The organism is Stieleria varia, from assembly GCF_038443385.1.
Lineage (GTDB): Bacteria > Planctomycetota > Planctomycetia > Pirellulales > Pirellulaceae > Stieleria > Stieleria varia.
Map to the genome: position 1 here is coordinate 6,366,683 of NZ_CP151726.1, position 26,433 is coordinate 6,393,115.

The following is a 26,433-nucleotide window of genomic DNA, read 5'->3' on the forward strand; positions in this document are numbered from 1 at the left end:
CAATCAAAGTGAGCCTCAGGCGCTAGCCGTGGGCCGGCACCACAATCCGCCTCAGGCGCTAGCCGTGGGCCGGCACCACAATCCGCCTCAGGCCCACGGCTAGCGCCTGAGGCTCACTGGGCAACCAGTTGCGCCGGCAGTAGGGACATAAACTTGCGTAAACCCAAAAAGACACAACACCAAACTTTGAGCAGTCCAGGCTTTCCGAAGTAGTGGGTTTCGCCAGAAAACCCTTGGGAAGGGAATTCTGGCGAATCCCATTACCGGTTGCTTTTCACGACACGTGGCCGGGTTCGCTACTCGCCGACGATGAAGACTTGGAGTTTGCGGCAACCGTGGGCACCGAGGACGAGCGACTGTTCGATGTCCGCAGTCTTGCTCGGGCCGGAGACAAAGATGCCGAACGCCGCGTTGACTTTGCCCACTCGCTCGTACGCTTGATGCATGTTGCAAACGATCTGGCCGCGGGGCACGACGATCGCCAAGTATTGAGCGATGAAGATCATCACGCGATGGGGCAGCGTTTCGCCGTCGACCCAAATCGCACCGTTCTCGGCCACCATGAACTCGCCACGGGCGATCGTCCAATCCAGCCCCGATAACGCGTGAGGGTCCTCGAAACTCGCCGCATCCACGTTTCCCTGGACCGCTTCGGGGACAACAGATGCAATCTGCTTGGCATTGCTGAAAGCGGGAATGCCGCTGAGGATCTCATAGGCCTTTTCCGGACGATCGATCACGTGTGCTTCCCCGCCTACGAACGCCAGCGATTGGATGAACTGGCCCAGCGGATCGTCAAAGGTGGTGAGTTGCTGCACGTCCAGTTCGGGCAGCGGCGGGACCGTCGTGGGGCTGGAGTCCAACGCGTCTAGGATGGCTTGGCGGCTACGCGTGTGCGCTTTCATGACAGGAGTTTTCATCGCCGGGTCTCCATCGTCGGGTTGCCGGAATCCGATCGCGAATCAAGTTTCGACTCGCCACCTCGGTTGCGTTGGTACCACTGAGAAAACGATTCACGCGGCGGCTTGGGTAACTCGCGAGCAATCGTCCAAGTGTTCAGCCGGTTATGCGTCATCCAGTGCGGCAGGATCCGTAGTGCGGTTCGCCCGATTCGACCCGAGAGTGCAAACAGACGAGGATGTTGAAAGAGTGCTGATGCAAATTTCATCGAAACTCGTTTGCTCCACGGCAAGAGTCCTTTCCCGACAAGTTCACCACGCCAAGCCAGCAGTTGATGATGCAAAGGAATCTTGACCGGGCAGACGTCGGTGCAAGAACCACACAGGCTGCAAGCGTAGGGCAAGCTTTTGTATTGGGAGGCATCGCGGGCGGGAGACAGGACCGAGCCGATCGGTCCGGGGACCGTGGCGCGATAGCTGTGACCGCCGCTGCGACGAAAGACGGGACACGTATTCATGCACGCGCCGCAGCGGATGCAGTGAAGCGCGCTACGAAAGGTATCGCTCTCGCGCAGTTTGGTGCGTCCGTTGTCGACCAAGATGATGTGCAGTTCGCTATTCTCGTCGCGTGGTCCGAAAAAGTGTGAAGTGTAACTGGTGATCGGTTGACCGGTCGCCGAGCGTGCCAGCAAGCGTGTGAAAACGCCGAGGTCGCGTTGCCTGGGAATCAGCTTTTCCATTCCCATGCAAGCGATATGGACACGCGGCAGCGAGACGCCCAAGTCCGCGTTGCCTTCGTTAGTGCAGACGACAAAGCCGCCGGTTTCCGCGATGGCAAAATTGACACCGGTGATGCCGATTTCGCCGGAGAGAAATTTGCCACGCAGGTGGCCGCGAGCGGCTTCGGTCAAGTACTGCGGGTCAGAGGCACCTTGGTCCGTGCCCAGGTGATCGTGAAACGTCTCACCGACTTCTTCCTTCTTGATATGAATCGCTGGCAACACGATGTGGCTGGGGGTTTCGCCACGCAGTTGAACGATGCGTTCGCCCAAATCGGTGTCGACCACATCGATGCCGTTGTCCTCCAGGAAATGGTTCAAGCCACATTCCTCGGTCAACATCGACTTGCTCTTGACGATCCGTTGTGTCTTGTTGGCTCGCAAGATACTGAGCACGATTTCGTTGTGCTCAGCGGCATCTTTGGCCCAGTGCACCACGGCGCCACGTGCGGTCGCGTTCTTTTCGAACTCGCGTAGATAGAACGGTAAGTGGGCAATGGTGTGCGTCTTGATGCCGGACGCAACGCTGCGGAGATATTCCCATTCGGGAACCGATGCGGCTTGCTTGTCGCGTTTGCTGCGGACGAACCAGAGGGCGGAGTCATGCCACGGTGACCGGTTTTCGTCGGTGACGAAGGGGCGGGCGGCTTCGGGATGTTGGACGATCGGCAGCATACGCAAATAGTGTAGTTTTGAGGGAAGTGAAATTCGCGAATCAAATTCAACCCAACCGCTCAAAAATCAAAAGTCTTGCCGATTCAGTTCAACCCCAGTCGATATCCCAGCAGGGTCTCGCGTAGCACCTCGGCTTGCTTGTCCGTCAGCGGTGTCATCGGCAATCGTAACTCGCCGGTGTCTCGTCCGAGCATTTTCATCGCGGTTTTGACCGGAATCGGATTCGTCGACAGGCCGAGCATTCGGTTGCAGAGCGAGAAAAGCTGATGGTGCATCGATTTGGCCGTCGCGAAGTCACCACTGGCGGCGGCGTTGACCAAGCGAATCATATCGGCGGGGACAAGGTTTCCGACCACCGACACCACACCTTCCGCACCGACGCTCATCATGGGCAACGTCAGCGAATCGTCGCCCGAGAGGACGGTCAGATTGGTCGTGCCGACGATTTCAGAGCACTGATCCAGCTTGCCCGTCGCTTCCTTGACCATCGTGATTCCTGGCAATTCGGCCAGACGCTGAATCGTCGCTACCTCAATTTCCTTTCCACATCGGCCGGGGATGTTGTAGACGCAAACCGGAATATCGACCGATTCGGCGACCGCTTTGAAGTGTTGATAGAAACCTTCCTGGGTCGGTTTGTTGTAATACGGTGCGACTTGCAGGGTCGCATCGGCGCCTGCTGCTGCTGCACGCTTGGTCAGCCTCAACGCCTCGGCGGTGCTGTTGCTGCCCGTCCCCGCCATGACTTTGGCACGCCCAGCGACGTGCTGAATCACCTCCTCGATCACTTTCTCATGTTCAGCATGTGTCAGTGTCGGCGATTCCCCCGTCGTTCCGACCGGGACAATGCATTTCGTACCGGCATCGAGCTGAAAATCAATCTGTTCCCGCAGGCGACCATAGTCGACATCGCCGTGAGAGAATGGCGTGATGATCGCCACGGAAACGCCTGCAAAATCAGAACCTTTTCGACCAGCCATATCGGTCCAACACCTGGAATTAGAAAGAATACAAAGGGTAATGAGCATGAAGGATGCGGATTAGAAGCAGTTGGCCGACCTTCGTAAAGTCTCGCCAGGGCAGACACCGCTGAGTCGGCAAAGTTCGACAGCAAATGGTGCAAAGATGCGGACCATTCGTTGCCGTTTTACATTCTGATTGTTCACGGGAGGCTCTGAAGGGGGGCTTGCATGCCACGGCGGCCAAAGGTGATCGAGCGATTCGTCGTGCCATAGACAGCAAATATTCCTGCGAAGCAAATATTTTTGCGTTTTTTGGGGCATTCGGCTGCTGTCTCAGCGTTCCTGGATCGGTATCATGACGATGTCCGATTGCAATTGAGATTCACTCTCATTAAGATTTCGGGCTCCTGAGAATTACCAGCCGTGGCGAGATTGATCTCAAGCCACGATTGCCAGACTCGCCCTGCGATCAAAGCTCCCGCGTCAATCCCTCCCCATCTTCGAGCGTGATAGATGATCAAACCCTTGGAACCTGAGTTTCACGAGTTCAAGCTCTCCGAAGCCAGTGTGGGCGAGCTATTGTGTTGCGGCATCACTGCGAACGAGGCGTGTCACATTCGCATGAAGAGCTTGGGGATTTGCGAAGGTCGACGGCTGGAATTGCTATCCAATGGCGATCCGATGATCGTCCGAGTGGCCGGCTCGCGGATCGGGCTTTCACGCTCTCTTGCTGCATCGGTCTCTGTCAGTGAAGCCGCCGGTGCACAAAAAAACAACAACTAAGAATTCTTTGCCGGTGATTGCCGGGGCAGATGCGGCTGGGCCGAATGTTGCGGGTCCGAATTTTACTGGGCCGAATTTTACTGGGCCGGTGAAAACGGCACGCTCAGGTTCAGCCGCCGGATCGGTTGAGCAGCCGATCGTTTTGTTGGCCGGCAACCCGAACACGGGCAAGACATCGCTGTTCAATGCCCTCTCGGGCTTGCGAGCCAAAACGGCGAATTACGCCGGAGTCACCGTGGACATTCGCAAGGCGACGGTCCCTCTGACGGTTGACTGTGCGCAGGGCACGGCGCAATTGAGCATGCAGCTCATCGATTTGCCGGGTCTCTATGGATTGGTGCCCACCAGTCCCGAAGAAACGATTGCGTCGGAAGCGTTGTGTGATCAGCGGCTTGGTGACCCCGCAGCGGTCGTCATCGTCGTGGACTCGACGAACATGACGCGTGGTCTGACGTTGGTGCATTCGATCTTGGAATTGCAACTGCCTGCCGTGGTCGCACTCAACTTGATCGACGCGGCGGATTCCTCTGGTATCCGCATCGACGTCGCAAAGTTGTCGGAGAAACTCGGATGTCCCGTCGTGGCGGTGAGCTCCAAGACGGGTCGCGGCCTGGATGACTTGAAAACACTGTTGTCTGACTTGCTCTCACCGGAAACCGTCATCACTCCGGCTTATGAAACCTCGTGTGCGGTCGGTTGCTCAGGGTGTGCGTATGCAGAGCGTTTTGCGCGCAGCGAGTCGATGGTGGCCGACACGGTGTCCGGGCCAGCGTTGTCGCCGGCGTACACGGAGAAGCTCGATCGGTTCTTGACGGCACCTTGGGTCGGCACGATTGCGTTGGTGCTGATCATGCTGTCGGTGTTCTTGATGATCTTTTCGCTCGCCGACATACCGATGTCGTTGATCGAAGGCGCGTTTGCATGGATCGCCGGCAAGCTGGATGGGATTTTGCCCACTGAGCGGGTATCACCGTGGATTTGGTATCCCGCCGTCGCTGCGTCAACCGCAGTCGTCTTTGCGGCCGCGTATCGGCTGGCGTCGGTCCGTTGGACTTGGCAAACCGGTTTGGCCGCTGCGATCGCGACGGTGTTGATTGCTCTTTTGCCCCAAGCAGACTTTCGCAGCCTGTTGCTCAACGGCGTGGTGGGCGGGATTGCGGGTGTCGTGGTCTTCTTGCCACAGATTTGCATCTTGTTTTTCTTGATCACGATCTTGGAGGACTCCGGTTACATGGCTCGCGCCGCATTTGTGGCGGAGCGATGGATGCGTCGGGTGGGTTTGCCTGGCAAAGCGTTTGTGCCGATGTTGTCGGCACACGCGTGTGCGATCCCCGGCATCATGGCCACGCGAACGATTGAAAACTGGCGTGACCGTTTGGTCACCATCGCGGTATTGCCTTTGTTGACGTGTTCGGCACGTCTGCCCGTTTATGCCATGTTGGCCGCGTTGCTGTTCGGCGGCCAGCCGGTTTATGCAGCCCTCATGTTTGCCGGCGCGTATGTTCTCGGGATCACATCGGCATTGTTGACCGCGTTGGTGCTGCGTCGGACGGTGATCAAAGGCGAAACGGAACCGTTGGTGATCGAGTTGCCGCCCTATCGAAGACCCAGTTTGCGCAACGCGTTTTTGACGACTTGGGATCGCGGCTCGGTGTTTTTACGCAAAGCGGGCAGTGTGATCCTGTTGATCGCGGTCGTCTTGTGGGCCATGGCGACTTACCCCAAGCCACCGCAGGACGCTGATTCGACGGTGTTGGCAAGCAACGTCAGTGAGGCATTGAGCGAAGCTGAAATCGCAGCGGCCGAACATGCACAGGCTCAACTCGAGATGGAATATTCGATCGCTGGCAGGGCTGGCAAATTGATCGAGCCGATTTTTCGACCGCTCGGATTTGATTGGAAAATCAACATCGGCGTGATTTCCTCGTTCGCGGCCCGCGAGGTTCTCGTGTCAACGTTGTCCGTGGTCTATGGGATCGGCGAAGAAGGAGCCGAAGACGAGACGGGCTTGGTGGAGACGCTACGTCGTCAGCGGCGTCCCGACGGAACACTGGTTTTTACCACCGCGACTTGCTTTAGCCTGCTGGTGTTCTTTGTGTTGGCCATGCAATGTTTGCCGACCCAAGCCGTGACGCGACGTGAAACGGGATCGTGGCGTTGGGCGATCTTTCAGCTCGTCTACATGTCGGCGTTGGCTTATGTCGCCGCATTGATCGTGTTTCAAACACTGTCGGCGTTTGGGTTTCACCACACCGCTTGAGATCAACAAAAAAACGCACGGCCTCCCCCCGAAGGCCGTGCGTTTTACGTTTCCGCTGTTCGTCGATCGATTGGGCAGTCCGCTGCAAACGCGGGTCACGACCGAGCGATTTCCACCGGCTCCCAGAGAGAGCTGGTCGGACGGGCATGAGCGAACGTCGATCAGGACGAAGCGAGGAAACGTCTTTTTGAGAGAGGCTCTTGAAGTTCTCCGAAGTTAAAATCGACCGCCGGAGTGTTGATCCCCAGTCCAAGTTGCGTGAATGCGTTATCAATTGCGGTTGCCGTGGCTCCGGTACCCACCGTTTCTTGGCCGTCGCGGAAACCGGACGGTTGAGTTTGGTCAACTCGGTAGGTTCCGGCTGGCAAGTTGGCAAAGAGATAGTCACCATTCGCGTCGGTCGTGGTTGATCGGCTGATCGCGTTGCCCAAGGTGTCGTTGCCCGTCAACGTCAAGGCAACTCCTGCGATTCCCGTCTCACCTGCGTCCTGAACTCCATCGTTGTCCAAGTCGAGGTAAACCGTACCTGCGATGCTGGACAGAACCGGATCGATCGTCGTTGTCGCGCTGGCGGTGTTGTTGTTCGTGTTGGTTTCGTTCGTGGTGGTCGAAACGCTCACGTTGTTGATCTGATCGGCGGTCACTCCGTTGTTCACACTTGCAACGATCGTGAACGAGAAACTGGCGTTGGGAGCAAGATTGCCACCGTTGACGGTGACCACACCATTGGTCGCCGTCAGGGCTCCGCCATTGGGGCCGGTTCCGCTGACGAAAGTCACACCCGATGGCAGCGTGTCCACGGCCGTTGCAGCGACGGCAGTCGAAACGCCGGCGTTGGTCACGGTGATCGTGTAAGTCAGGTTTTCGCCGACTTGTGTTGCCGCGACGTCAACAGACTTGGTCACGGTCAAGTCCGCAGTGGGAGTCGCCGTGATGTCTTCCGTTGCCGTGTTGTTGTTCGTGTTGGTCTCGCCCGCACTGGCTGCTACGGTCGCCGTGTTCGTGATCGTTCCCGTTGCATCGACGCCGACGGTGAATACGAGCGTAGCGTTCGCGGTTGCCCCATCATTCAACGTGATGCTGGGGAAGGTCACCGTGGTTCCGTTGCTCGTCGCGGCTTGTCCGTTGAGCGTTCCGCTGACAAAAGTCAAACCGGTCGGGATGTTGTCCGTCAGGATGACGCCGGTCGCGGTACTCGGGCCACTGTTTGTCAGTCCGATCGTGTAAGTGACGTTTTGTCCTGGTGCCGGAGTGGTGTCGTCGGCCAGCTTGGTGATCGTCACGTCGAATTCAGGCGTCAGGTTCGTCGACGCAGTATCGGAATTGTTCGTCGTATCCAACTCCGTTCCACTGATCACCACACTGCCGGTGTTGGTGATGGTTCCGGTTGCTGATTGGACAATGTCCGCCGTGATGGTGAAGGTACGAGTCTCGCCAACGGGGATGGACGCGTAAGTGACGGTCGCTGTCTGAGTGTTGGAGTCAAAGTTGGTTGTCGCACCGGTGGCACTGATCACCGCGCCGGTCAAGCCGGCTGGCAGGACATCCGTGAATGTCACTCCCGTTGCGTCACTGATGCTGTCGGTGTCGTGCGAGATGGTGAACGTGTAGACCAGTTGGTCTTGCCCCGGCACCGCGGTCGCCAAATCAACGTCTTTGGTCAAGATCACATCGGTCGCTTGACCAGGCGTGACGGTGACGGTATCCGTGTTGTTGGTCGTGTCGGTGTCAATGTCTGTTGTGGTGATGACAGCGGTGTTGGGAATGTCGGCAGTCGCATCGGATCCGACTCCAACGACAAACGTGAACACAACGGTCTCGTTCGGGTCCAGCGTTCCGACGTCAAACGTCAGGTCTTGACCGTTGACGGAATTGGTCACGGTGGTCGTCCCTGCGTCGAAGCTCACGAAGGTCAATGCCGCATCGAGTGTGTCGGTGATTTCCACGCCACGAGCCACGCCGGGGCCGTTGTTGGTCGCCGTGATCGTGTATGTCATGTTGGCACCGGCCGTCACTGTGCCCGTGACGGCTTTATCGATCGCCACATCAACGTTTCGCACGATCGGCGTGGTGACTTCCGCCGTATTGTTGTCCGGAGTGGGATCCATGTCTGGATCTCCCACCACCGTCACACTATTGACGATTGGGGTTGGCGAATCGGCGTCAACCAAAACAGTCACTTCGATGACCTCGGATGCACCGTTGGCGAGATCTCCAACGTCAATGACCAGGTTTCCACTGCCAGCAGGTGTTTCCGTGACCGTTCCCGCACCGGTACTGAACTGGGCGCTGACAAACGTGGTGGACGCGGGCAGTGTGTCGGTTGCGATGACATTGGTCGCGTCATCGGGGCCGTTGTTGGTCACGGTGATGGTGTACGTGAACTGCGTACCTGCCGGAACGGACGCGCCGGCTTGGTTGTCCGATTTTGTGACCGACAGATCGCTGTTGTTCAATGTCACCAAAGCGTCGTCGCTGTTATTCGTCAAATCCGTCTCGACTTCATCACCCGCGATCACGGCGGTGTTGGTCAAGTCAGCCGTTTGACCATTGGCGATGGTGGCCGCGATGCGAATCGTTCCAGTGCCGTTGAGAGCCAAAGCACCGATGGCGACGCTGATGTCTTGGCCGTTGATCGTTGGCGTGAATGTGCCAAAGTCCGAGTTGGCTTGATCAATCGTCAGACCCGCGGGCAACGTATCCGTGATCACGACATTGCTGGCGTCCAGCGGACCATTGTTTTGGAAATCGATGTCAAAGAAAACAGTACCGTTGCCGGTCAACGTCGACGCTGCGGCATCGACGGTCTTGGTAACGGCCAAGTCGATCGTCGGTGTGACGCCAAAGTCAACAGCAAAGTTGGTGTTGGGATCGGTGTCACCATCGTTGATCGGCTCTGCGCCCGCCGTTAAGGTGACCTCTCCGGTGACCAGGCCCACTCCGGCGAGCAACGCACCATTGTCGTCGCCGTCCGTGTCCGTGTCATCCGGATCGGGAGCCGGATCATTGCCCGTGCTCGTTGCGTACCCGAACAGGGGAGCCCCCGTCAGGAACTGCGATTCCGGAATCACCACCACATAGTTACCGGCTTCTAGTCCGGTGAAGGAGTAATCACCGTTGCCGTCGGTTGTCGTGGTGGCCACGGCAACTTGGTTGGCCGGGTCGATCGCGCCGCCGCCGTTGGGCTCGGCATAGAGGTCAACGGTAACGCCCGCGACTCCTGTTTCCCCGCCATCCAGCAGGCCGTTGTTGGTGTTCGCTCCACCGCCCAAGTCTTCGAATAACGTGCCGCCGAGGGTCAGCAACTGCTCGTTGGGCAAGTTCGCCGTCAGCAGGTTGGGGCCACGGACCGTGAACGCAGCGAATTGAATGTCGTTGTTGGCAGCAACCGTGACGAGGAATTCGATCGCGCCGATATTGTTAAAGTCCGGTGTGCCGGTCAGTGTGAAGTCAGACGTGTATCTCACAAAGACGTCTTCTTGGAATCCAACAACACCCGTGTCCATCGGAATGTTCACGTTGACTTCGGCAAAGTTGGCTGCGTCGGTGTAGACGCGGACGGTCACCGTGTCGCCGCCCAACTGATCCGATGTCTGAATCAGGATCCCCGCATCAGGATCGATCGCTTCGCCCGGCAGTCCACCACCAAGGCTGACGCCACCCAGACCCGTCGGCGAGAGGTTGGTCGAACCGTCGTTGCCGTCATATTGAATCAGAACGGTGCCTTCCGCGGCTGTTTGCGAGCCAATGGACAGAATGTCATCGTTTGCATCAGCGGCGACATTCAAGATCCCTACTCCGCTCGTCCGCGTGACCAGGATATCACGGAACCCACCGATCGCTTCGGGAGCAGCTGCTGAACTGGGGACCGTCGGGTTGGCTCCATCGGCCGTGACGACCTGACCGGTTTGCGTGAAGTCGTCGATCACGGTCATGACGTCTCCGCTATCGTCGGTCACCGTGACCACGATCGGATCGGGTGCCAGCAACTCAGCGCTGGCGGGTTGTTGGCGGACGATGAACGTGTCCTGATTCAAACCGCGAAAGAAATACATCCCGTTAACGTCGGTCAACTGAGTTTGAATCGCGGCACCGTCAGCACCGTTGATCGTTCCGCTGGCATCGACATCTCGGAAAATCTCCACGGTGACGTTCTCAAGCCGTGGGTCATCGCCGCTGAGTCCGTTTCCGGTCAAATCGGCAAACGAGATCCCCGAGATCGCGCCCAAGTCGCTGGCGAGCAACTCACGCTTGGCAAGCGTTTCCATGCCGAGACGACGATTCTTCTTCCTCGCACCTGCTGAGGGTGCAAGATCGTTGCCTCGGAAACGCCGCGCGATGCGTTGAACGATTTGATGCCAGGCCATGTGACAATCCTGTGGTGTTTTTTGCTGCCAGCATGGGAACGTTCACTGATGTTCCCCGCCGTCGATTTCCCCGTAAGCTTGAACTGCCACCTTATTCTTGCGTCCTGTCACGACGCTCTCAACTTTCAATCCGACTCATCGAGGGCGATCCCAGGTGAGTCCATATTGCTAGCTGTGAAGTTGGCAAAAGCTGCTTTTCTTCTCAATCGGCCCGATAGACCGCTGAGACAGAGAAATTCACCACGAGTGGAGTTTTAACGATTACCACCGATACTCCAGGCCATAGTTGATGCCGTGAGCCCAGTAGTCGACCGTGTCAAAGGCGAATACGGGTCGGGGGTCACCCGCCGGATTGGCACCCACGGGGGGCAGGAAGTTCGGGTTGATGTCGGTAGGGATGTGCTGGCCAGGTCGAACCACGTTGGACCAGTAGATGCCGCTGTACCCAAAGGTTGCTTTCAAGTGGTCGGTCAATTGATAGCCAAGCGTCAGGTTCAACTCCGGCACCACACTGAACTGGTTTTGCTCGAACACGCCGCTGTTTGACGCGAGTGCCAAGAATCCAGCATCGAACGTTTGCGCGGGTGGATCGTTGGGATCGTTGATGATCGTCTGACCGCTGATCGTGACCGATTGTTTGGTATTGCCGATCGCCAGTTTCACCAAACTTTCCCAAGTCCAGTAGCCACGCGTCAGGCGATAGCTCCAGCCCAGGTCCACACCGTTGAACTGGTTGAGCGTACGAAAGTTGTCGGTGATGTCGAATGTTCCCGGATTTGCAGTGTCCGTGCTCACCAAGTCTTCCGTGATACGAACGCCTTCGTCCAGTTCCAAGTAGCGATATCCGAGACGGAAATCCATCCGCGTGCAGTAGTGTTGCGGGCAACCACAGAACAACCAGCTTTCACATCCCTGATCGCAGCATCGCAGGTGACGGAAGTGGAAGCTGCCGCCGCTGAGTTGACTGTCGATCCGTGCGGTGCCGGTGCCCGACACGATACCGGGGAATGCCACGAGTTCCGAATCGGCCAAGCCGGTTGCCGTGTTAAAAAACGGTCGGGCAACGATGGGCGAGCCGGCACTGGTGGTAGCAAAGCTGTGACTGTTACGCCCCAAGTCGATGAACTCGGCTCCGACACCCAATGTGTGACAACGATCCAACCAAATGCCGAATCGCAAACGGCTGCCTTCCAAGCCATCGTCGATGTACTGACGATCGCCGAACAAAGTGCTGGTGCCAGGGCGAGTCAAAACACCGGCGTCGGCTCGCGCCGTTCCCGTCGGTGAAGTGGTGAACAGAGCAGGCACGTACACGCCGTCTTGCCACCAACTGAGCCCTTCGTATGAAATCCAGCCGTCCTGCGGCAGACTCAATGTCAGCGCGGGACGCCAAGCGCGTCCGCTAGGCAGCTCGCCACACATGCTGCAACCACAGTTCTGGCCACAAGTTCCGATGGAGTCGCAACCGTCACATGCTAGGCTGCCGCATCCGCAGGCTGGTCCCATCGCATCGCACGCTCCGCCGACCACACTGCTGCCCATGGGTTCGTAGTAAACCTCTCCTTCCATCGGCATGCTGACCGTCGGAGACGGTATGACGCCCGAATGCATCGGAGAGGTCTCGATATGTTGTGCTTGCTGGACACCGCTTGAACGTGACGCGACAGGCTTGGTCGCACTGGCTTGCCGAACGGGCGAGGGCAGCGAAGCCGTGGTTGCGACCGGCTGCTCCTGTTGGAACGATGCGTCATGGTCAGTGCGTTTGGCCGCCACACTCTTGCTGCCCCCTCGACTGGGTGACCATTGGGCGCGGGCCACACGCTCGCTGTTGCGAACGGAAGGCGATGGAGTTTGAGCGGCTGCCGTCGCAGCGATTGCGCCGGAGAGGAACAAGGCCCAAACAAAGCGAAATTGAGTTGTACGCACTGTCGTCACCATGGAAGACGGGAACGATGATCAGCCGCGACCGTGCCGTCGCCTCAGACCGTCATCAAAACACGAACGAACCCCCGTAAAATCTCGCCGGTTGGGATCACTCACCGGGTTTCCGGGGAGCCTCTCTGGGCCGGCAGACCGGCATGAACCGGTTCGAACATGAGCGATATCGTCCAGCCCGCTCTGAAACCCTTAGGCAATCCCCGGAAAATCAGAAAAATGATCAAAGTCACCCCAATCGTCAAAACCTACCGTATTGATAGCAACGCTGGTTTTAGTGCTCGTATGACGCCGCACAACGCGTCTACTGCCTGTTTGACCCGCAGCCAAAGGCGCAGGCGGCAGCGGCGATCGACTCTGCGGGGCAAACCGGTTGATAGCGTCTCCTACGCCTTCGGCTGCGGGTCAAACACGCAGGGCCCGGTCGCTCTCGAGAGCCACAGACGCCAATGCCGACAACGATCGGAACCCCAGGCCCGAATTCGGGTTCCAACGGATAGACTGTAAGGAGAATGCGTACTCATTAACCTGCCATTCGCTGTCCGAGCACCGGGGGTAACCTTCCCAGTTGCCTGTTCATGCGTTGACCTTTGCCCCACAGTCCCACTTGTCCGTCAGCGATTCCACCGCTCTGAGATACCAGCAATCCGACCCGGATGTCCGGTTGATGCTGCGCGTCAGCGACGACGATGCCGGTGCCTTTGAAGAGTTGGTTCGCAAATACCACCCCCGTTTGGTTCGCTTGATGCGTGCGATTGGCCCCAGCCCAGAACTCGCCGAGGATCTCGCCCAGGAGACCTTTCTCCGCGTGTTTCGTGCCAGAGAACGGTACCAGGCCGGCGCCAAGTTTTCGACTTGGCTGTTCACCATTGCTGGCAATGTGGCTCGAAATGCCAGTCGAACCATGCGTCGGCGTCACGAAGTCAACGAGGTCGACGCGCCGCAGAGCCCTGATGACAATCCCGGTGCCGGTATCTTGGCCGGCACGGCGTTAGACGCCAGCGGATTGATGCCGACCCGACAGGTGGAGGGTGACGAGCGTGCAGAGATCGTCCGCCAAGCCATTCGTTCACTGGGGGAGCGTCAGCGAACCGCCCTGATGCTATCGCGGTTCGAAAACATGAGCTATGCGGAGATCGCGGAGTCGATGGAGTTGACTCCCAAGGCGGTCAAGTCGCTGCTCAGTCGCGCACGCGTGAATTTGCGTGAGATCTTGCAGGCCTACATGGACAACGGCTCCAGCCCGGTCGAGGAGCAGGAATGAGAAACATCGAAACCTTGACGGACGAACAACCCGTCCATCCCGACGACGAAACACTCTCGGCCTACTTGGACGGCGAACTCTCCAACTCCGAACGTACCGAAGTTGAGAATCGACTGATCAAGGACGAATCGTTTCGCAAGCGATTGCAACAACTGCAATCCAGTTGGGACTGGCTCAGTCAACTGCCGTCGGAGGCCCCCAGTGAAAAGCTGATGCAGTCGACGATCGAATTGGTGATCAGCGACATCGAACCGCCCAAGAAAGAAACCCGCAGCTGGTGGGGTGACTATCGCGCTTTGGTTCTGGGACTACTGTTGTGCTTGGTCTGTTTCGTTGCGGCCGTCGGTGTCACACGGGAACTGGAACGTCAACGGTTACGAGCACAGGTATCTGATCTGACGCTTGCCGAAAACCTCGACGCATTGTTGCTGGGCAATGATTTCGAATTGATGCGAGAACTGGATGCCAGCGTTTCTTGGAAGATGATGGTGTCGACTTACCAGGACATCAGCGGCCAAAAACTGCTGCCCGATGTTCTGGTTGCCAGCACCCCCGTCGATCAACGCGAAACAGCAATCGCCGACATGACGCCGCTGGAACGCGCGTCGCTGGAAAGTCACTGGAAAGCGTTTCGATCACTCGACGAAACGACGGAAGCGAAAGTGCGTGAGACGGCACGTACTCTGAGTCAACAGCCCGACGCGGAAACGTTGACTCAAACAATGAAAACGTACGCACGCTGGCGTGAGTCGCTGCCTGCCGAGATGCGTCAAACCCTGGAATCGTCCGAAGGCGTCGCGCGTCGCCAAGCCATCGAAGCCGCCGTCGCCTACTCACTCGGCAAACTCTCTGATGACTCAGGCAGCATCATCAGTGATGAAACCGCCGACCGCATCTGGTTTCAACTGCAGCGATTGTTGCAGGAGCGACTCGCCAGTGATGATGAGCTGACTGAGTTCTACGAGCGGATGAAACAAGTCACCGGCGACGACCGCGCCGAAATGGCTTTGATCAGCATGATGGTTTTTCGGCGCATGGATGGCCGTCGTGGACGCAGTTGGAATCGTCCGCCATCAGGTGGAAACTTTGTCATGCCGCGCACACTGTCCGATGACGACCTCAACGACATGACCGTCATCCTGGATGACAATGCACTGCAAAATCTCAACGCTTTGACCAACTGGAACCCGTACAGCGGACGTGATCCGCATTTGGTTTCGATCGCCATGCAAGCTTGGGTGGAAGAGACCGTCCGCCGTAACGCGCCGCAACGAGAAAACACGGAAACAGAAAGCTGGATCCAGCGCTACGAGAAAAGCGAAGACCGCGACGTGTTAGACTTGCTGACGCCCGCAGAAATCAAACGCCGCTTGCTGCCTCAGCAAAACTGGTTCCGCCGCGGTGAATCCTCCAGCACCCAGCGATAACACAAGGTACTTCAGCCTCCAGTACGTCAGCCTCTCTAGTGCATCGTCCAGTCTTAGAACGTGGGTTCGGTAGATGAGCCGTTTTGGCGTTAGCCACGGTTTTCGTGACACAACCGTGGCTAACGCCAAAACGGCTAACCCCAAAATCAAGACCGGATGATGCACTAGGCTGACATCAAGCACGACATCCGTATCCAAAATCAGCACAGAAACCCCGCTACCCCAACGCCAGCTACCCCGCATCCATGAAAGCCGCCTTCATCGAGCAAACCGGCTCCCCAGATGTCATTCGATTCGATGACTTGCCCGAGCCCAAGCCTGGGGCCGATCAAGTCGTGATTCGCAATCACGCCGTCTGTGTCAATCCGATCGACACGTACGTCCGAGGCGGATTGGTCGCGGGCGAGTTACCGATGCCGTACATCTTGGGTTGCGATGCCGCTGGTGTTGTGGAGTCGGTCGGAGCGAACGTCACTGAGTTTCGTACTGGCGATCGAGTTTGGTGTTCCAACCAAGGACTGCTGGGGCGTCAGGGCACCTTTGCCGAAAAGATTGCCGTGGATGCCCATTGGTGCTATCCGATTCCCAACAACGTGGAGTTCACCACGGCAGCCGCTTGCGCTCTGGTCGGCATCACCGCTCACCTCGGTTTGTTTCAATTTGCCAAACTGGTCGCCAATGAAACCTTGCTGGTGATCGGTGGCACCGGCGGCGTCGGATCGATGGTGGTTCAGATGGCCAAGGCCGCTGGCGCAACGGTGATCACGACCGCTGGCAGCGATGAGAAATGTGCGCTGGCGACCAAGTTGGGTGCTGACACGGTGATTCATTACCGCAATCAATCCATCGCCGACGCCGCATCTCAAGCTGCCCCCGATGGCGTGAACGTGTTTTGGGAGACACGACGATCACCGGATTTTGACATGGCGGTCCAGTTGCTGGCACCGCGAGGACGCATGATCGTGATGGCAGGACGTGATGCCCGGCCAGAGTTTCCCGTCGGGCCGTTTTATGTCAAAGAATGCTCGCTGCACGGTTTCGTCATGTTCAAAGCCAGCCCCGATGAAATGCGCGTCGCGGCCGATGACATCAACCGCTGGCTTTCTGATGGCAAGCTGGTCGCGAACATCGACCGAGTCATGCCCCTGTCGGAAGCCGCCGCCGCACATCGGATTCAACAAGCCGCCACCGTGGAAGGAACCGAGACGCTGCAAGGAAAGATCGTCCTCACCGTCGACTAGTCACCTGTGATGTCGGAATCCCTCAACCCCTACGCCGCACCCTCGGACCTCGCTTCAACTGCTGCGTATTCAGGCGATATGCCACGTCGGATTGATGTCGATGTCACAGAGCGACATCTTCGCTACGCCGAAAAACACTATCTGCTGCACTGGCACTCCGGACGCCTGACGCTGCTTTCGATCTTGGCGATCGTTGGCGGTTCAGGGCTCAGTATCTGGCTGCAAGTCAAAAACATCGTGCCACTGCCCATCACGCAGTCGGGCCTGGCCCTGGTGACGGCACTCGCCTACTGGAGTGTCGTCAGACACTCCAAGGTCAAGACCCGACAACAACTCACAGAGCACGGGATTCTGCCTGGTGCGAACTGTGAGTTGATTTTCAATACCGACCGCGGAACCATTTCGATGGTGAACTCATCCGGTCGATACGAATGGCGAGCAGGCGAAGTCGATTTGTGCAACACACTGGACGGACTGATGGTCTGCCCCGAACCGTACTTGTACGTGTTCGTTCCAAAGCAGACAGATTTTGTCACCTGTGACGCACGCGGGTTTCGCAAACAACTGACGCAGTTCATCGCGTCAGTAAAAGCCAAGTGAGAAACAGGAATCCGTAGCGGACGAGGTCACGAGTCCATCACCACTTGAAAGCCCATGGCAAAGCCAAACACCACGTCGAGGTCAATTGCACAGGGCTTCACACCGTTTGACCCGCAGCCGAAGGCGTAGGAGACACCACCAACCGGATTGCACCGCAGGGCAAAACGCCGCTTCCGCCTACGCCTTCGGCTGCGGGTCAAACGCCGCAGCACCTGCTGCTCCTCACTTCCAACAGACCAACTCATCTCCAACTCGGACCAGCAGGCGGCCATCAGCAAACGCGGGTGATGAACCAACAGGGCCTCCCAAGTCAACCTCGGCCAACTTCTCGAACTTATCAGCAGCGCGAATCACGGTCGCTTTGCCGTCCAAACTGATCATGAGCACTTTGTCACCGACCAAAATCGGGGACGAACCAAAGTTTCCGCCGATACGTTGCGTCCAGATGGGTTTTCCTGACTTCACATCGGCGCACGATGCAATGCCTTTGTCGTCGATCATAAAAAGTCGTCCTTGGTGAACGACCGATGTGGGCACGTAAGGTGCTCCCCGATCGATTCGGTAAACTTGCTCAGCCGACTGCGTCTTGGTTGACGGAATTCGCACGGCGACCAAATGATTGCCTCCTCCGCCGCTGCCGCTGCTGCCGATCGCCAAATCATCCACGACGATCGGTGAGCTGCAGCATCGCATTTCGAACACGGGCGTCTTCCACAGCATCTCTCCAGTCTCGATCGAGACACCGAACAAACCGTCGCCTGTGTTGGCACCGATCAATTGATCACCGTGAACGGCGGGCACTCCGTAGCAACTGCGAGTCGTCGTCAGTGGAGTCTCCCAAATCGTTTCGCCTGTTTGTTTGTTGATCGCCATCAATCGACTCTTGCCGGGCGTTTGCCCAGGTTTGAGTTGCTCGGCTTGTTGAGAATTCAGCAAGATGACTTTGTCGCCCACGATGCGTGGTGAGGTTCCAAAGCCGTGCTGGCTTTGCCATGTCCCAAAGTCGCGTGTCCAGACTTCGTTTCCCTCATGGTCCAAACATTTCATGATCGTATGCAGCGGTTCGCTCCAGCACACGATCACGTGCTCGGAATCGACCGCCGGTGTGCTGGAGGCGAAAGTGTTTCGTTTGTGGACGTCGTGAGAGGTGTAGGGGAACGAACGCTGCCAAATGGATTCGCCGCTGGTCAAGCCGACGGCACGAACCAGAATCTCACTGCCATCGGGTTTTGCATCGAGCAAGTAAACCTTGCCATCGAGCACGGTCGGCGAGCCGACTTCCGTGGACGAAAGTTTGAACCTCCAGGCAACCGACGACTGCGAATCGATCGCGGGCATTTCCGCATCGGCATCAACACCCCCGATATCGCTGCCATGAAAATGCGTCCAATCCCAAGCGTGCGAAGGCGAGCAGATCGATACACTGAGCAGCAACGCAACGGCTCCAACACGAGCCAAAAAACGATGCACCATGATGATTTCCTGAAAGGTTTATGAGTCGGCTTTTTAGACGGCAAATCCTGTAGACTGGCAGCTTTAGGCCAGCGGCTTTCGACCGGCAAATTGTAAACCAAACTCTGTCGATGCGGCAATTTGCCACGAATTTACTTTCACAGCCCGAGTCAACAAACGCGAGGTGAGTGCGGTGCATCACAAAAACGCCTGCTGGATCGCTGCCTGTGTGGCATTTTTGTTGTGCCTGGACGGCTGTGTCATTTTTCGCCCGACTGCGATGGTCCGGTACGAAACAGAAAGGGATCGATTCGAAGTTCTCTGTGTGATGGAGCAGATTCGGTTCGAACACGATGCCGAAGCTGCCGGAATGAAGTCGCTCTGGGACCAGCGAGAAAACTGGCTCCCCCTCGTCCTGGATACAGGTTTTTTGGGCGACCTGTCGTTCTTGCGGCTCAGCGACCGCCGCATCGCCTCCATGCAGCTCGGGGCGAGCCCCGGTGCAGAAGTAGACCTGCCCATGGATTTGAGCGTCATCGAAATCCACCCTGGCGAGTTCTTTGTCAACGAGGATTCCGGGATCGCGTTTCATCAATCCGTTGGTGTGCCTGGGAAATGCATCGACGCGATCTTGGACTATCTGGCTGTGGAATTGTCTGTCGAAATGAACGCTAACGCACAACGGGAGTTGCTCTCCGATCGCCCCCGGAAATCTTGGGAAACCGTCAGATCAAATATGAACGACGCCTTCGACAAAAAATCGCCTGCCACGAAAAACGAAGACATACAATCCGCCCCAGACTCGCGATCACCGTTTCGCGACGAGTCTCTGCAACTACTTGCCAACGGAAAACTCAAATACTCTCGCGATGGCAGCACGATCCAGGTCTCGATTCCGATGAGCGTTACCGATCAATTCGAAGTCATCGAGACGTTCAACCACTACGTCAAGCTGCAGGAAAACTACCTCACCAACTCGCACTCCTTGGCCGCTCATGTCATCCGGACCGCCCGGTTGTCCAAAGCCGGCGGTGAGCTACAGGTTGAGATCAAACTGGATCAACAGAGCGATTCACCGAATTTCTCCCAAGCGACGAGCAACACCTGGATTGGGCCTGCTCCCAAGGGCAGGCCTTATCTTTCTCAACGGGAGTGCCTGTCGCTGCTGCAGAAGCGTGGAGTGCCGGTTCGCACCGACCTCACTCGCCAACAGGTTGTCTCACGCTGGAACGAAGGTCGCTGATCGCGGGCAGTCCGTTGACACCGGCTCCGTTGACACCGGCTCCCTTTGAACTGGCAGCCGAAAGGAGGTGACAGTGAACTGTGAGGGCTTCACATTGTTTATCCTGCGATTCGATGAAAGTGAACTTCATCCGGTCCAAGACAGTCTTGTGCCAGTTGCACCAAGTGTTCGTGGTGAGTGAACAGGATCACCTGAGTCCGCAACGAAAGCGACGAAAACCGACGCAAGGCGGCGGAGGTTCGTTCGTCATCCAACTGAATCAGGCAGTCGTCGATCACAACCGGGACGGTCTTTCCACCGGAAAGCTGATGTTCCAACGAAGCCAGCCGCATGGCCAAATACAATGCGTCGGCGGTTCCCAGACTCATGTGTTCTACGGCCACCAAAGTTTCCGAGTCGTCGCCTGCTGCTTGACTGGCTTGAACTCCGTGCAGTTGCGACTTGCCGCTGTTGTCATACTCGGCGCGTAAACTGGAGTAACGGCCGCATGTCAAATCACGGAACGCTTCGCACGCGATTTTTAGCACCGGGCTCTCATTCTCGCTTCGGTAGTGATCGATCGCCCGTTGCAAAATCATCGCTGCAATCTTCAGCCTTGCGTACTTCTGCGCCTCTCGATCGAAACGCCCACTCAAGAACTGGATCGTTTGATTCAGTTCCGCTGCCGTATCGCCACCGTCTACAAGCGCGATCTCTCGTTTGATGACTCCCAATTCCTGCTGAACCGACTCCATCTCCGGGACCAGTTGGGCAAGTTTTGCATCAAGCTCGACCAGTTCTTGATCCAAAGATTCCAAATCCTGTGATTCAACTTCAACGGCAAACGCGGTTAGCGATTCGCTTCCCGCGACCATCATCAACTGTTTTTCAGCGGTCGCCAGTTCGCTCGCCGCTCTTTGCTTGTCCCGAGATCGTTCCTCCATCGCAGGCAACTCGTCGATCTCTGTCACCCCGGCTTCTTTGCACAGTTCACGCAACTGCACATTGGCGCGATCCAGACCCGTGATCACTTCTTCAAGCTTTTTCGTCAGTCCGTCACGTTGTCCGACCAAACGAAGGTGTTCAGCGGCGGCCAGTTTTGCGTCTTGGAGCCTTCGATGCAATTGATTTGCCAAGTCAGCAACGGGAACACCAGTGGCGGTATCGAGGGACAGTAGGCGATGGATACTGTTCACGCGAGCGGTGAACGCGTCCGCGTCGGAGTCGATGGAATGGATCCGTCCGATGACGATGTCGCGTTCCCGCTTCTCCTCTCGAATCTTGGCAATCTTTTGCAATCGAGCGCTGATGGCACTCGGACTCTGATCACGCTGTCCGGAAAAAGACTCGGTGGCTTGATTCCAGTCGGCATCCCATTGCTCGCGTTGCTTTTCGCTCGCAGCCAACGCGGACTCGGCGTTGGGCAATTCCTCGACGGTTTCTTTACGTCTGCGTTTCAGATCGTCCAAGCGGCGTGCGGAGTCCATCAACTCAGACTTGATCTGTTGTGCGACATCGTGCAACGCTTCCAAATTCATCTCGCCCAGTGCATCGTTTGATTCGGCACCGACGACTGACGTGACGGGCATCGCGGACATCGCGATCTCCAGGATCGATGCCAAACGACGAGCCGTTCGCTTGATCTTGGACTGAGCCGCGTCTTGCTTGGACCGACATTGGTTCAACGAATCATACTTGTCGCACAACGCCTGATGCGTTGCGATCCACTTTCTCATCTGTCGCGGCGATTCGGCACGGATTCCGCATGCTTTCCACAGCTCTTGCCATCGCCCGTGTGTCTCTCGAACCACTGACTCGGATTCCTCGACGGCTTGCGCGGCCGATGTCAGTTTCCCCTCCAACAACACCAGTTCGCGTTGCACTGTCGCACGCTGGGCGACTTGTTGGTGATGCGCCCTGATGGTATCGACGGTCAAATCAGCTTCCCGCGTCTGGACCTTCAGAGATCGAGCTCGCTGACGCACTTCCTGAGCATTTTCAGCGACCGACTCCATTGCGTCGATAGATTCATCTCTCAGTCGCCGTTGTTCGGCTAACTCCGCCTCTGTCGGCAGCGTTTGCTCGGAATGCAATTGCGCCAGCGTGGAAAGTGCATCGCGCTGTTGATCGAGTAACCGCTGGCGTTCAGCGATCGCCGCATCTCGATTCCGTTCGCAGTGGGCGATCGCCGTGTCATGATCATCGACTTCTGCCAGTGACGCGATGCGTCGCTCGACTGCGTCCTGCAATTCAATGTCGGCGAGCCCCAATTCGACCATCAGCCGTCGGCACTCCGACTGCAGCTCATCACACTCCAATTTCCATTGTTCGGCGGCGGCGAGCATTGCGTCGGGTGCTCCGATATCGCTCAAGACGGAATCGATCATTTGCGGATCGCCGGCCATTGGCGTCCGTTCCAGTTCGTCGTCCAGATCAGCCAGTCGCTTACGCAGCATTTCAACTCGCTGACGCTCGTCTTTCTCTTTCTCTCTCAGCCGTTTGTACTCACCGGCCAGTTCGTTGATGCTGGCCTGGGTGGCATCACTGACATGCACCTTTGCGATTGCCTCGTCAATCTCCTGCTGAGTCGCTTTGTCGTCCAGTTGAATGTCCAAATCTTTCAAGTGCTCTCGCAGGTGGCGATTGAGAGTATGCACCCGTTTTTTGAGCACGGATTGGTCAGTGGATGCCGCCTGACGAGCAGCGATCTCTTGGAACAGCGAAACAATTTCCTTTTCGTGGTCGATGATCTCGGGGTGAACATGTGTCAATTCAAGCTGCCGTTCCAACTCCGCCAGATCAGCTTTCATGCCCGCGACACGCTGTTCAAAATCTTCGCGATCACGCAATGCTTCGCGACGCCGTGCGGCAAAGTCCTCGTCCAACGCGGCAACGTCGCCCAACTCAGCCAATCGCTGTGATTGACGTCGCCAGATCGGGACCACACCTGCCGCGCTGCGGAAACCCTGCAACTGTTCTCTACGTCGTTGGCAGCGAACGTGCTCTACGGCAAGCCGCTTGGCCTTGCCTTCGAAATCGACTCGACGCTGAACCAATTGTTTGTATTCAGCCGGCATGACTTGCGATTCACGCAACTTTTTTCGTTTCTCGTCCAGCTCACTCAGCAAAACATTCAATACCGGTTTACGGGCATTGGACGCAAACAATTCTTTGCACTCATTTTCGAGCTGCGATTGAATCGCCTTGAGCTGGCCAACGCCGGCACCGGCGCTGAACAGGATCTCGCCCAGCTCCCCCTTGCTATCCAAGATCGCTTTTCCGCCGGCGACAAGCTGATCATGCGAAAGCCCGAATCGGTGATGAAACGCTTCTTCGTCGATTCCCCCGAGCATTTGTTGCAGGAGCGTTTCATCGACCGGTGACTTGTCGTCCGCGGCGTGCAGTTTCTGCTTTCCGCGTTTTCGTCGGACGACAGACAATTCCGTCCCATCAACATCGATCAGCTTGCCACCCACACGCATGCGTACGGAGTCGTGAAGGTAGTCATCCGTGCTGCGGCTCGGGATGCCGAACAGCAGTGAGCTGATCGCCCGCATGCATGTGGACTTTCCGGATTCGTTGGGTCCGTAGATGAGATGAAACCGTCGCGGGCCAGCAGACAGATCCAAGGAAACGTCGGTGAACTGCCCAAACGCCTTCAAGTCCAATCGTTCAATGATCATCGTTTTGCCTCACTGGTGTGTCCGTCCGCTGCTGCGTCCATTCTCGCCATGACATCCGCCGTGGCGGACTCCAATAGCTGGCTCATCCACTGCTTGTCGTCCACGGGAAAAGCCGCGTCGTCGTCACTGCCGCGAAGCTCCTTGGGCAGTTTCTTCATCAGCCCCTCCAGTTCACTCGTGATGATTTCCGGCAAGTCCTCATCGTCGCCGAGCGACCGTAGAACATGATTCAAGCTTTCCATGGGTCCCTCCAGATCCACGCTGACCGAGCGATTGGTCGGTGCTGTCGTTCGGACACGCAAATCCTCCAGCCAGACTTCGCCAGCACCATGCGCCACACTGATGGCTTGCAGATCTGCGACCAAGTTCGCCTGATTTTGATGCAACTTCATGTGCAACGGTGACTCACCGATCAGGCGAACACGCGGAATCAGCAAACGCCCATCGGCGGTCTCCAATCGCTCCGTGATCCAGTCTTGATAGGAATCCAACACTTCGTCCTGCTGAGTCATGGCGGTGACATCAATTTGGCATTCAAACCAACGCAACACGTCCAGTGAATGAAACTGGTATTCGCATTGGTTCTTTGAGTCGACATCGATGATGACGCAGCCTTTCTCGCCCTGCTCGCGAATGTGTCGGCCTTGGATGTTGCCACTAAAGACGATCGGTGGTCCGTCACCGATTTTCAAATCCGCTCGGGTGTGAATGTGGCCCAAGGCCCAGTAGTCGTATCCTTTGTCTGTCAATTGAGCGGCCGTGCAAGGCGCGTAGTTGCCGTGCACCGAATCGCCTTCGAGTCCGGTGTGCAGCAATCCCAAATTGAATAGTCCAGAAACTGGATCGGGATACTTGGCCGCCAAATTGCGTTTCTCCGCCCGAGAACGAAACGACATTCCGTGAACGACAATTCCCAGTGGCTCAAAGAATCGAGACTCGGCGGCATCATGTGATAGAAAGATCTCGCTGCCATCGGGGTTGCTTGGCAGAGGCAAGGAGCTGGTCATCAGATTTGCCGCATCGTGATTGCCTCGAATCACCAACATAGGAATCCCGGCACGAACCAAAGTTGAAGCTTGTTCGACGAATGCGAGTCCCGTGTTCTGGTCAGTCCAGTCGCCGTCGTACAAGTCGCCTGCGATGACGACCAAGTCGACGTTTTCGGAGATCGCCAGTTCGGTCAAATTACGTAGTGCCGCGCGAGTCGCACTGCGAATGCGCTGCACAGGTGCATGATCGTAGCGATCCAGTTTCTGAAGCGGGCTGTCCAAATGAATGTCCGCGGCATGCAAGATCTTGCGAGTCACCAAAACGTTTTTCCAAAAATCTGGGGTCTAAGAGTGTTTGTCACGAGAAAGCATCCAACCGACGTTACCAACGGGAACTGTTGCGGGGGGGAGGCTGGTGAACTATCTTTCATGCGGCGTCTGAATGCGGAGCGGAGCGTGTTGTCGTCAGACCTTTCATTTTCAGTTCCAATTCAATACGGAGATCTGACATGAGCTTGATGGCTCGCATCTGTTTTTGCATCGTAGTTTCTACGGCTTCTCTTTGTTCCGCCCAGCAAATCGCAGTCAAGAATCAGATTATTGTCATCAAAGACGAAGCAAAACTCTATCTCGACGATGAGGTTCAAAGCAAAGTCAGACGTGGGGACATTTTTGAGGTTCTGGAAGTTCAAGGGAATCGGGTAAAGATCAACACCAGCACTCCAAAATGGATCGATCGTGATGACGTTGCAACTGCGGCGTCACTGCGACTAGAGACTCAAAAAGCGATCGGAGCTGAAGACTATCTTAGCGCTATTGAATCAATCAGCAATGTGTTGCGGCTGGAAAAAGATCGCACATGGTTTGACTACGTCACGCGAGCCAACATCATTCCAAAAATCGTCCTCAAAGAAAAGGACGCGACGATTGATAAATTGCCGGTTGCCATTAACGCAATGACGCTGGTGATCGAGGATTGGAAAGAGGCATCGAAACTCGGAGCCCCCGCGCGCAAGTATCTCTCTGACTACATCCTAGCGAATACGGAACGTGGCAACGTTCGCCGCCAGCTCGCCACCCTTCACGTCAAGCCCTTCACCGTAGCCGATTTGTGTCAAGTTGTGCGTGGCACTCAGGCTACCGGCAAACGTGACTTTGCCAAAGCCGCAGGACTTTACTCCGAAGCCGCAGAAGACTACGAGGCGATCATCAAGCTGCTCGACGAAAACTCACTGTACATGGGGGCTAGCAACGTCCGAGATCGCTACAAGATTCTAACGATGCTTTATCGTCAAGCCGGTGACTGCTATCTCGTTTCCGGTGAACTCGAGAAAGCGGACAGCCATTATCAGCGCTCAATTGAGAGTTCAAAGTCAGATAAAGGCATCACCGGACACATGGACAACGCCGCGCTCGCCGCATTTGGTCTCGGATTGATCGCGCAGAAAACGAACGATGCAGCAGCCGAGAAAAAATGGTTTGCTCGAAGCGATGACTTTTCCAAAAACGGCTCTCCCGGACTCTTAGAGGAATTGACCCACTGGAAAAACCCCAAGGCGAAACCGCTACCGGATCCCGCTTTGCGAAACGATGGTACACGCCAAACGCTGACCGAACAAATCATCAGCGTGCTTGCCGAAGTCAAAGGAATAAACGAAGAAAGAATCAAACCAGACACAGTGTTGGATGAACTTGGTTTCAAAGGATTTGAGGTGATGAGGGCCGTCTCGATCATCGGCAAACGTGAAGGCGTCTTGATTGGATTGGATGAAATGAAACGACACACCGGCTACGACGCGTTTGACGACTTGCCGATCCGGGGCACTCCGAACACGATGACGAAAATGTTTGAGATCGCAAAGGACGAAAAGCCTGAGTACGGGAGATGAGGAATT

At 56.6% G+C, this 26,433-nt stretch carries 16 protein-coding genes; 8 read left to right on the plus strand and 8 right to left on the minus strand.

Annotated elements, in window-relative coordinates:
• Positions 1 to 296 precede the first annotated feature (296 nt).
• From Pla52nx_RS21650 to dapA, 3 genes are all read right to left on the minus strand, one after another.
• Positions 297 to 920: a LutC/YkgG family protein gene (locus tag Pla52nx_RS21650; protein ID WP_231742045.1), complete on the minus strand. Its 624-nt coding sequence runs from the start codon at positions 918 to 920 to the stop codon at positions 297 to 299.
• Positions 917 to 2,353 (minus strand): lactate utilization protein B, encoded by a 1,437-nt coding sequence (locus Pla52nx_RS21655; RefSeq protein WP_146520702.1) that lies wholly within the window; start codon positions 2,351 to 2,353, stop codon positions 917 to 919. The genes Pla52nx_RS21650 and Pla52nx_RS21655 overlap by 4 nt, the downstream gene beginning before the upstream one ends.
• 83 nt (positions 2,354 to 2,436) lie before the next feature.
• On the minus strand, positions 2,437 to 3,333 hold the full coding sequence (gene dapA / locus Pla52nx_RS21660; protein ID WP_146520701.1) for a 4-hydroxy-tetrahydrodipicolinate synthase: 897 nt from the start codon (positions 3,331 to 3,333) through the stop codon (positions 2,437 to 2,439).
• Between the two features lie 495 nt (positions 3,334 to 3,828).
• Here dapA and Pla52nx_RS21665 point away from each other — a divergent pair, with 495 nt between their 5' ends.
• Together Pla52nx_RS21665 and feoB are read left to right on the plus strand one after the other, a co-directional pair.
• Positions 3,829 to 4,098 carry a FeoA family protein gene (locus Pla52nx_RS21665; RefSeq protein ID WP_146520700.1) on the plus strand — a complete coding sequence of 90 codons (270 nt, stop codon included), beginning with the start codon at positions 3,829 to 3,831 and terminating at the stop codon, positions 4,096 to 4,098.
• Between the two features lie 88 nt (positions 4,099 to 4,186).
• Entirely contained in the window at positions 4,187 to 6,358 is a 2,172-nt protein-coding gene (gene feoB, locus Pla52nx_RS21670) for a ferrous iron transporter B (protein ID WP_197454684.1), read from the plus strand.
• A gap of 161 nt (positions 6,359 to 6,519) precedes the next feature.
• Here the strand turns inward: feoB and Pla52nx_RS21675 are convergent, their stop codons facing one another.
• Entirely contained in the window at positions 6,520 to 10,725 is a 4,206-nt protein-coding gene (locus Pla52nx_RS21675) for a beta strand repeat-containing protein (protein ID WP_146520698.1), read from the minus strand.
• Positions 10,726 to 10,986: 261 nt separating this feature from the next.
• Complete coding sequence (locus Pla52nx_RS21680; RefSeq protein ID WP_197454683.1) at positions 10,987 to 12,651, minus strand: BBP7 family outer membrane beta-barrel protein; 1,665 nt, start codon at positions 12,649 to 12,651, stop codon at positions 10,987 to 10,989.
• 640 nt (positions 12,652 to 13,291) lie between these two features.
• Here Pla52nx_RS21680 and Pla52nx_RS21685 point away from each other — a divergent pair.
• The 4 genes from Pla52nx_RS21685 (at position 13,292) to Pla52nx_RS21700 (ending at position 17,192) form a co-directional block, all read left to right on the plus strand.
• Positions 13,292 to 13,924 (plus strand): RNA polymerase sigma factor, encoded by a 633-nt coding sequence (locus Pla52nx_RS21685; protein WP_146521252.1) that lies wholly within the window; start codon positions 13,292 to 13,294, stop codon positions 13,922 to 13,924.
• A complete protein-coding gene (locus tag Pla52nx_RS21690) occupies positions 13,921 to 15,351 on the plus strand; it encodes an anti-sigma factor family protein (protein WP_146520696.1) in 1,431 nt (476 codons plus the stop codon). Before Pla52nx_RS21685 ends, Pla52nx_RS21690 begins: the two co-directional genes overlap by 4 nt.
• A gap of 245 nt (positions 15,352 to 15,596) precedes the next feature.
• Positions 15,597 to 16,592 (plus strand): NADPH:quinone reductase, encoded by a 996-nt coding sequence (locus Pla52nx_RS21695; RefSeq protein ID WP_146520695.1) that lies wholly within the window; start codon positions 15,597 to 15,599, stop codon positions 16,590 to 16,592.
• 9 nt (positions 16,593 to 16,601) lie between these two features.
• Positions 16,602 to 17,192, plus strand: a complete 591-nt coding sequence (locus Pla52nx_RS21700; RefSeq protein ID WP_146520694.1) for a hypothetical protein — start codon at positions 16,602 to 16,604, stop codon at positions 17,190 to 17,192.
• A gap of 222 nt (positions 17,193 to 17,414) precedes the next feature.
• Here the strand turns inward: Pla52nx_RS21700 and Pla52nx_RS21705 are convergent, their stop codons facing one another.
• Positions 17,415 to 18,665: a PQQ-binding-like beta-propeller repeat protein gene (locus Pla52nx_RS21705; RefSeq protein WP_146520693.1), complete on the minus strand. Its 1,251-nt coding sequence runs from the start codon at positions 18,663 to 18,665 to the stop codon at positions 17,415 to 17,417.
• Between the two features lie 172 nt (positions 18,666 to 18,837).
• Here Pla52nx_RS21705 and Pla52nx_RS21710 point away from each other — a divergent pair, with 172 nt between their 5' ends.
• A complete protein-coding gene (locus Pla52nx_RS21710) occupies positions 18,838 to 19,887 on the plus strand; it encodes a hypothetical protein (RefSeq protein WP_146520692.1) in 1,050 nt (349 codons plus the stop codon).
• Between the two features lie 98 nt (positions 19,888 to 19,985).
• Here Pla52nx_RS21710 and Pla52nx_RS21715 read toward each other — a convergent pair whose 3' ends face one another.
• Both Pla52nx_RS21715 and Pla52nx_RS21720 read right to left on the minus strand, forming a co-directional pair.
• Positions 19,986 to 23,549: a YhaN family protein gene (locus tag Pla52nx_RS21715; RefSeq protein ID WP_146520691.1), complete on the minus strand. Its 3,564-nt coding sequence runs from the start codon at positions 23,547 to 23,549 to the stop codon at positions 19,986 to 19,988.
• Complete coding sequence (locus tag Pla52nx_RS21720) at positions 23,546 to 24,856, minus strand: metallophosphoesterase family protein (protein ID WP_231742043.1); 1,311 nt, start codon at positions 24,854 to 24,856, stop codon at positions 23,546 to 23,548. The genes Pla52nx_RS21715 and Pla52nx_RS21720 overlap by 4 nt, the downstream gene beginning before the upstream one ends.
• Before the next feature lie 191 nt (positions 24,857 to 25,047).
• Between Pla52nx_RS21720 and Pla52nx_RS21725 the strand changes: the two genes are divergently transcribed.
• Positions 25,048 to 26,427 (plus strand): hypothetical protein, encoded by a 1,380-nt coding sequence (locus Pla52nx_RS21725; RefSeq protein ID WP_146520689.1) that lies wholly within the window; start codon positions 25,048 to 25,050, stop codon positions 26,425 to 26,427.
• Positions 26,428 to 26,433: the final 6 nt, after the last annotated feature.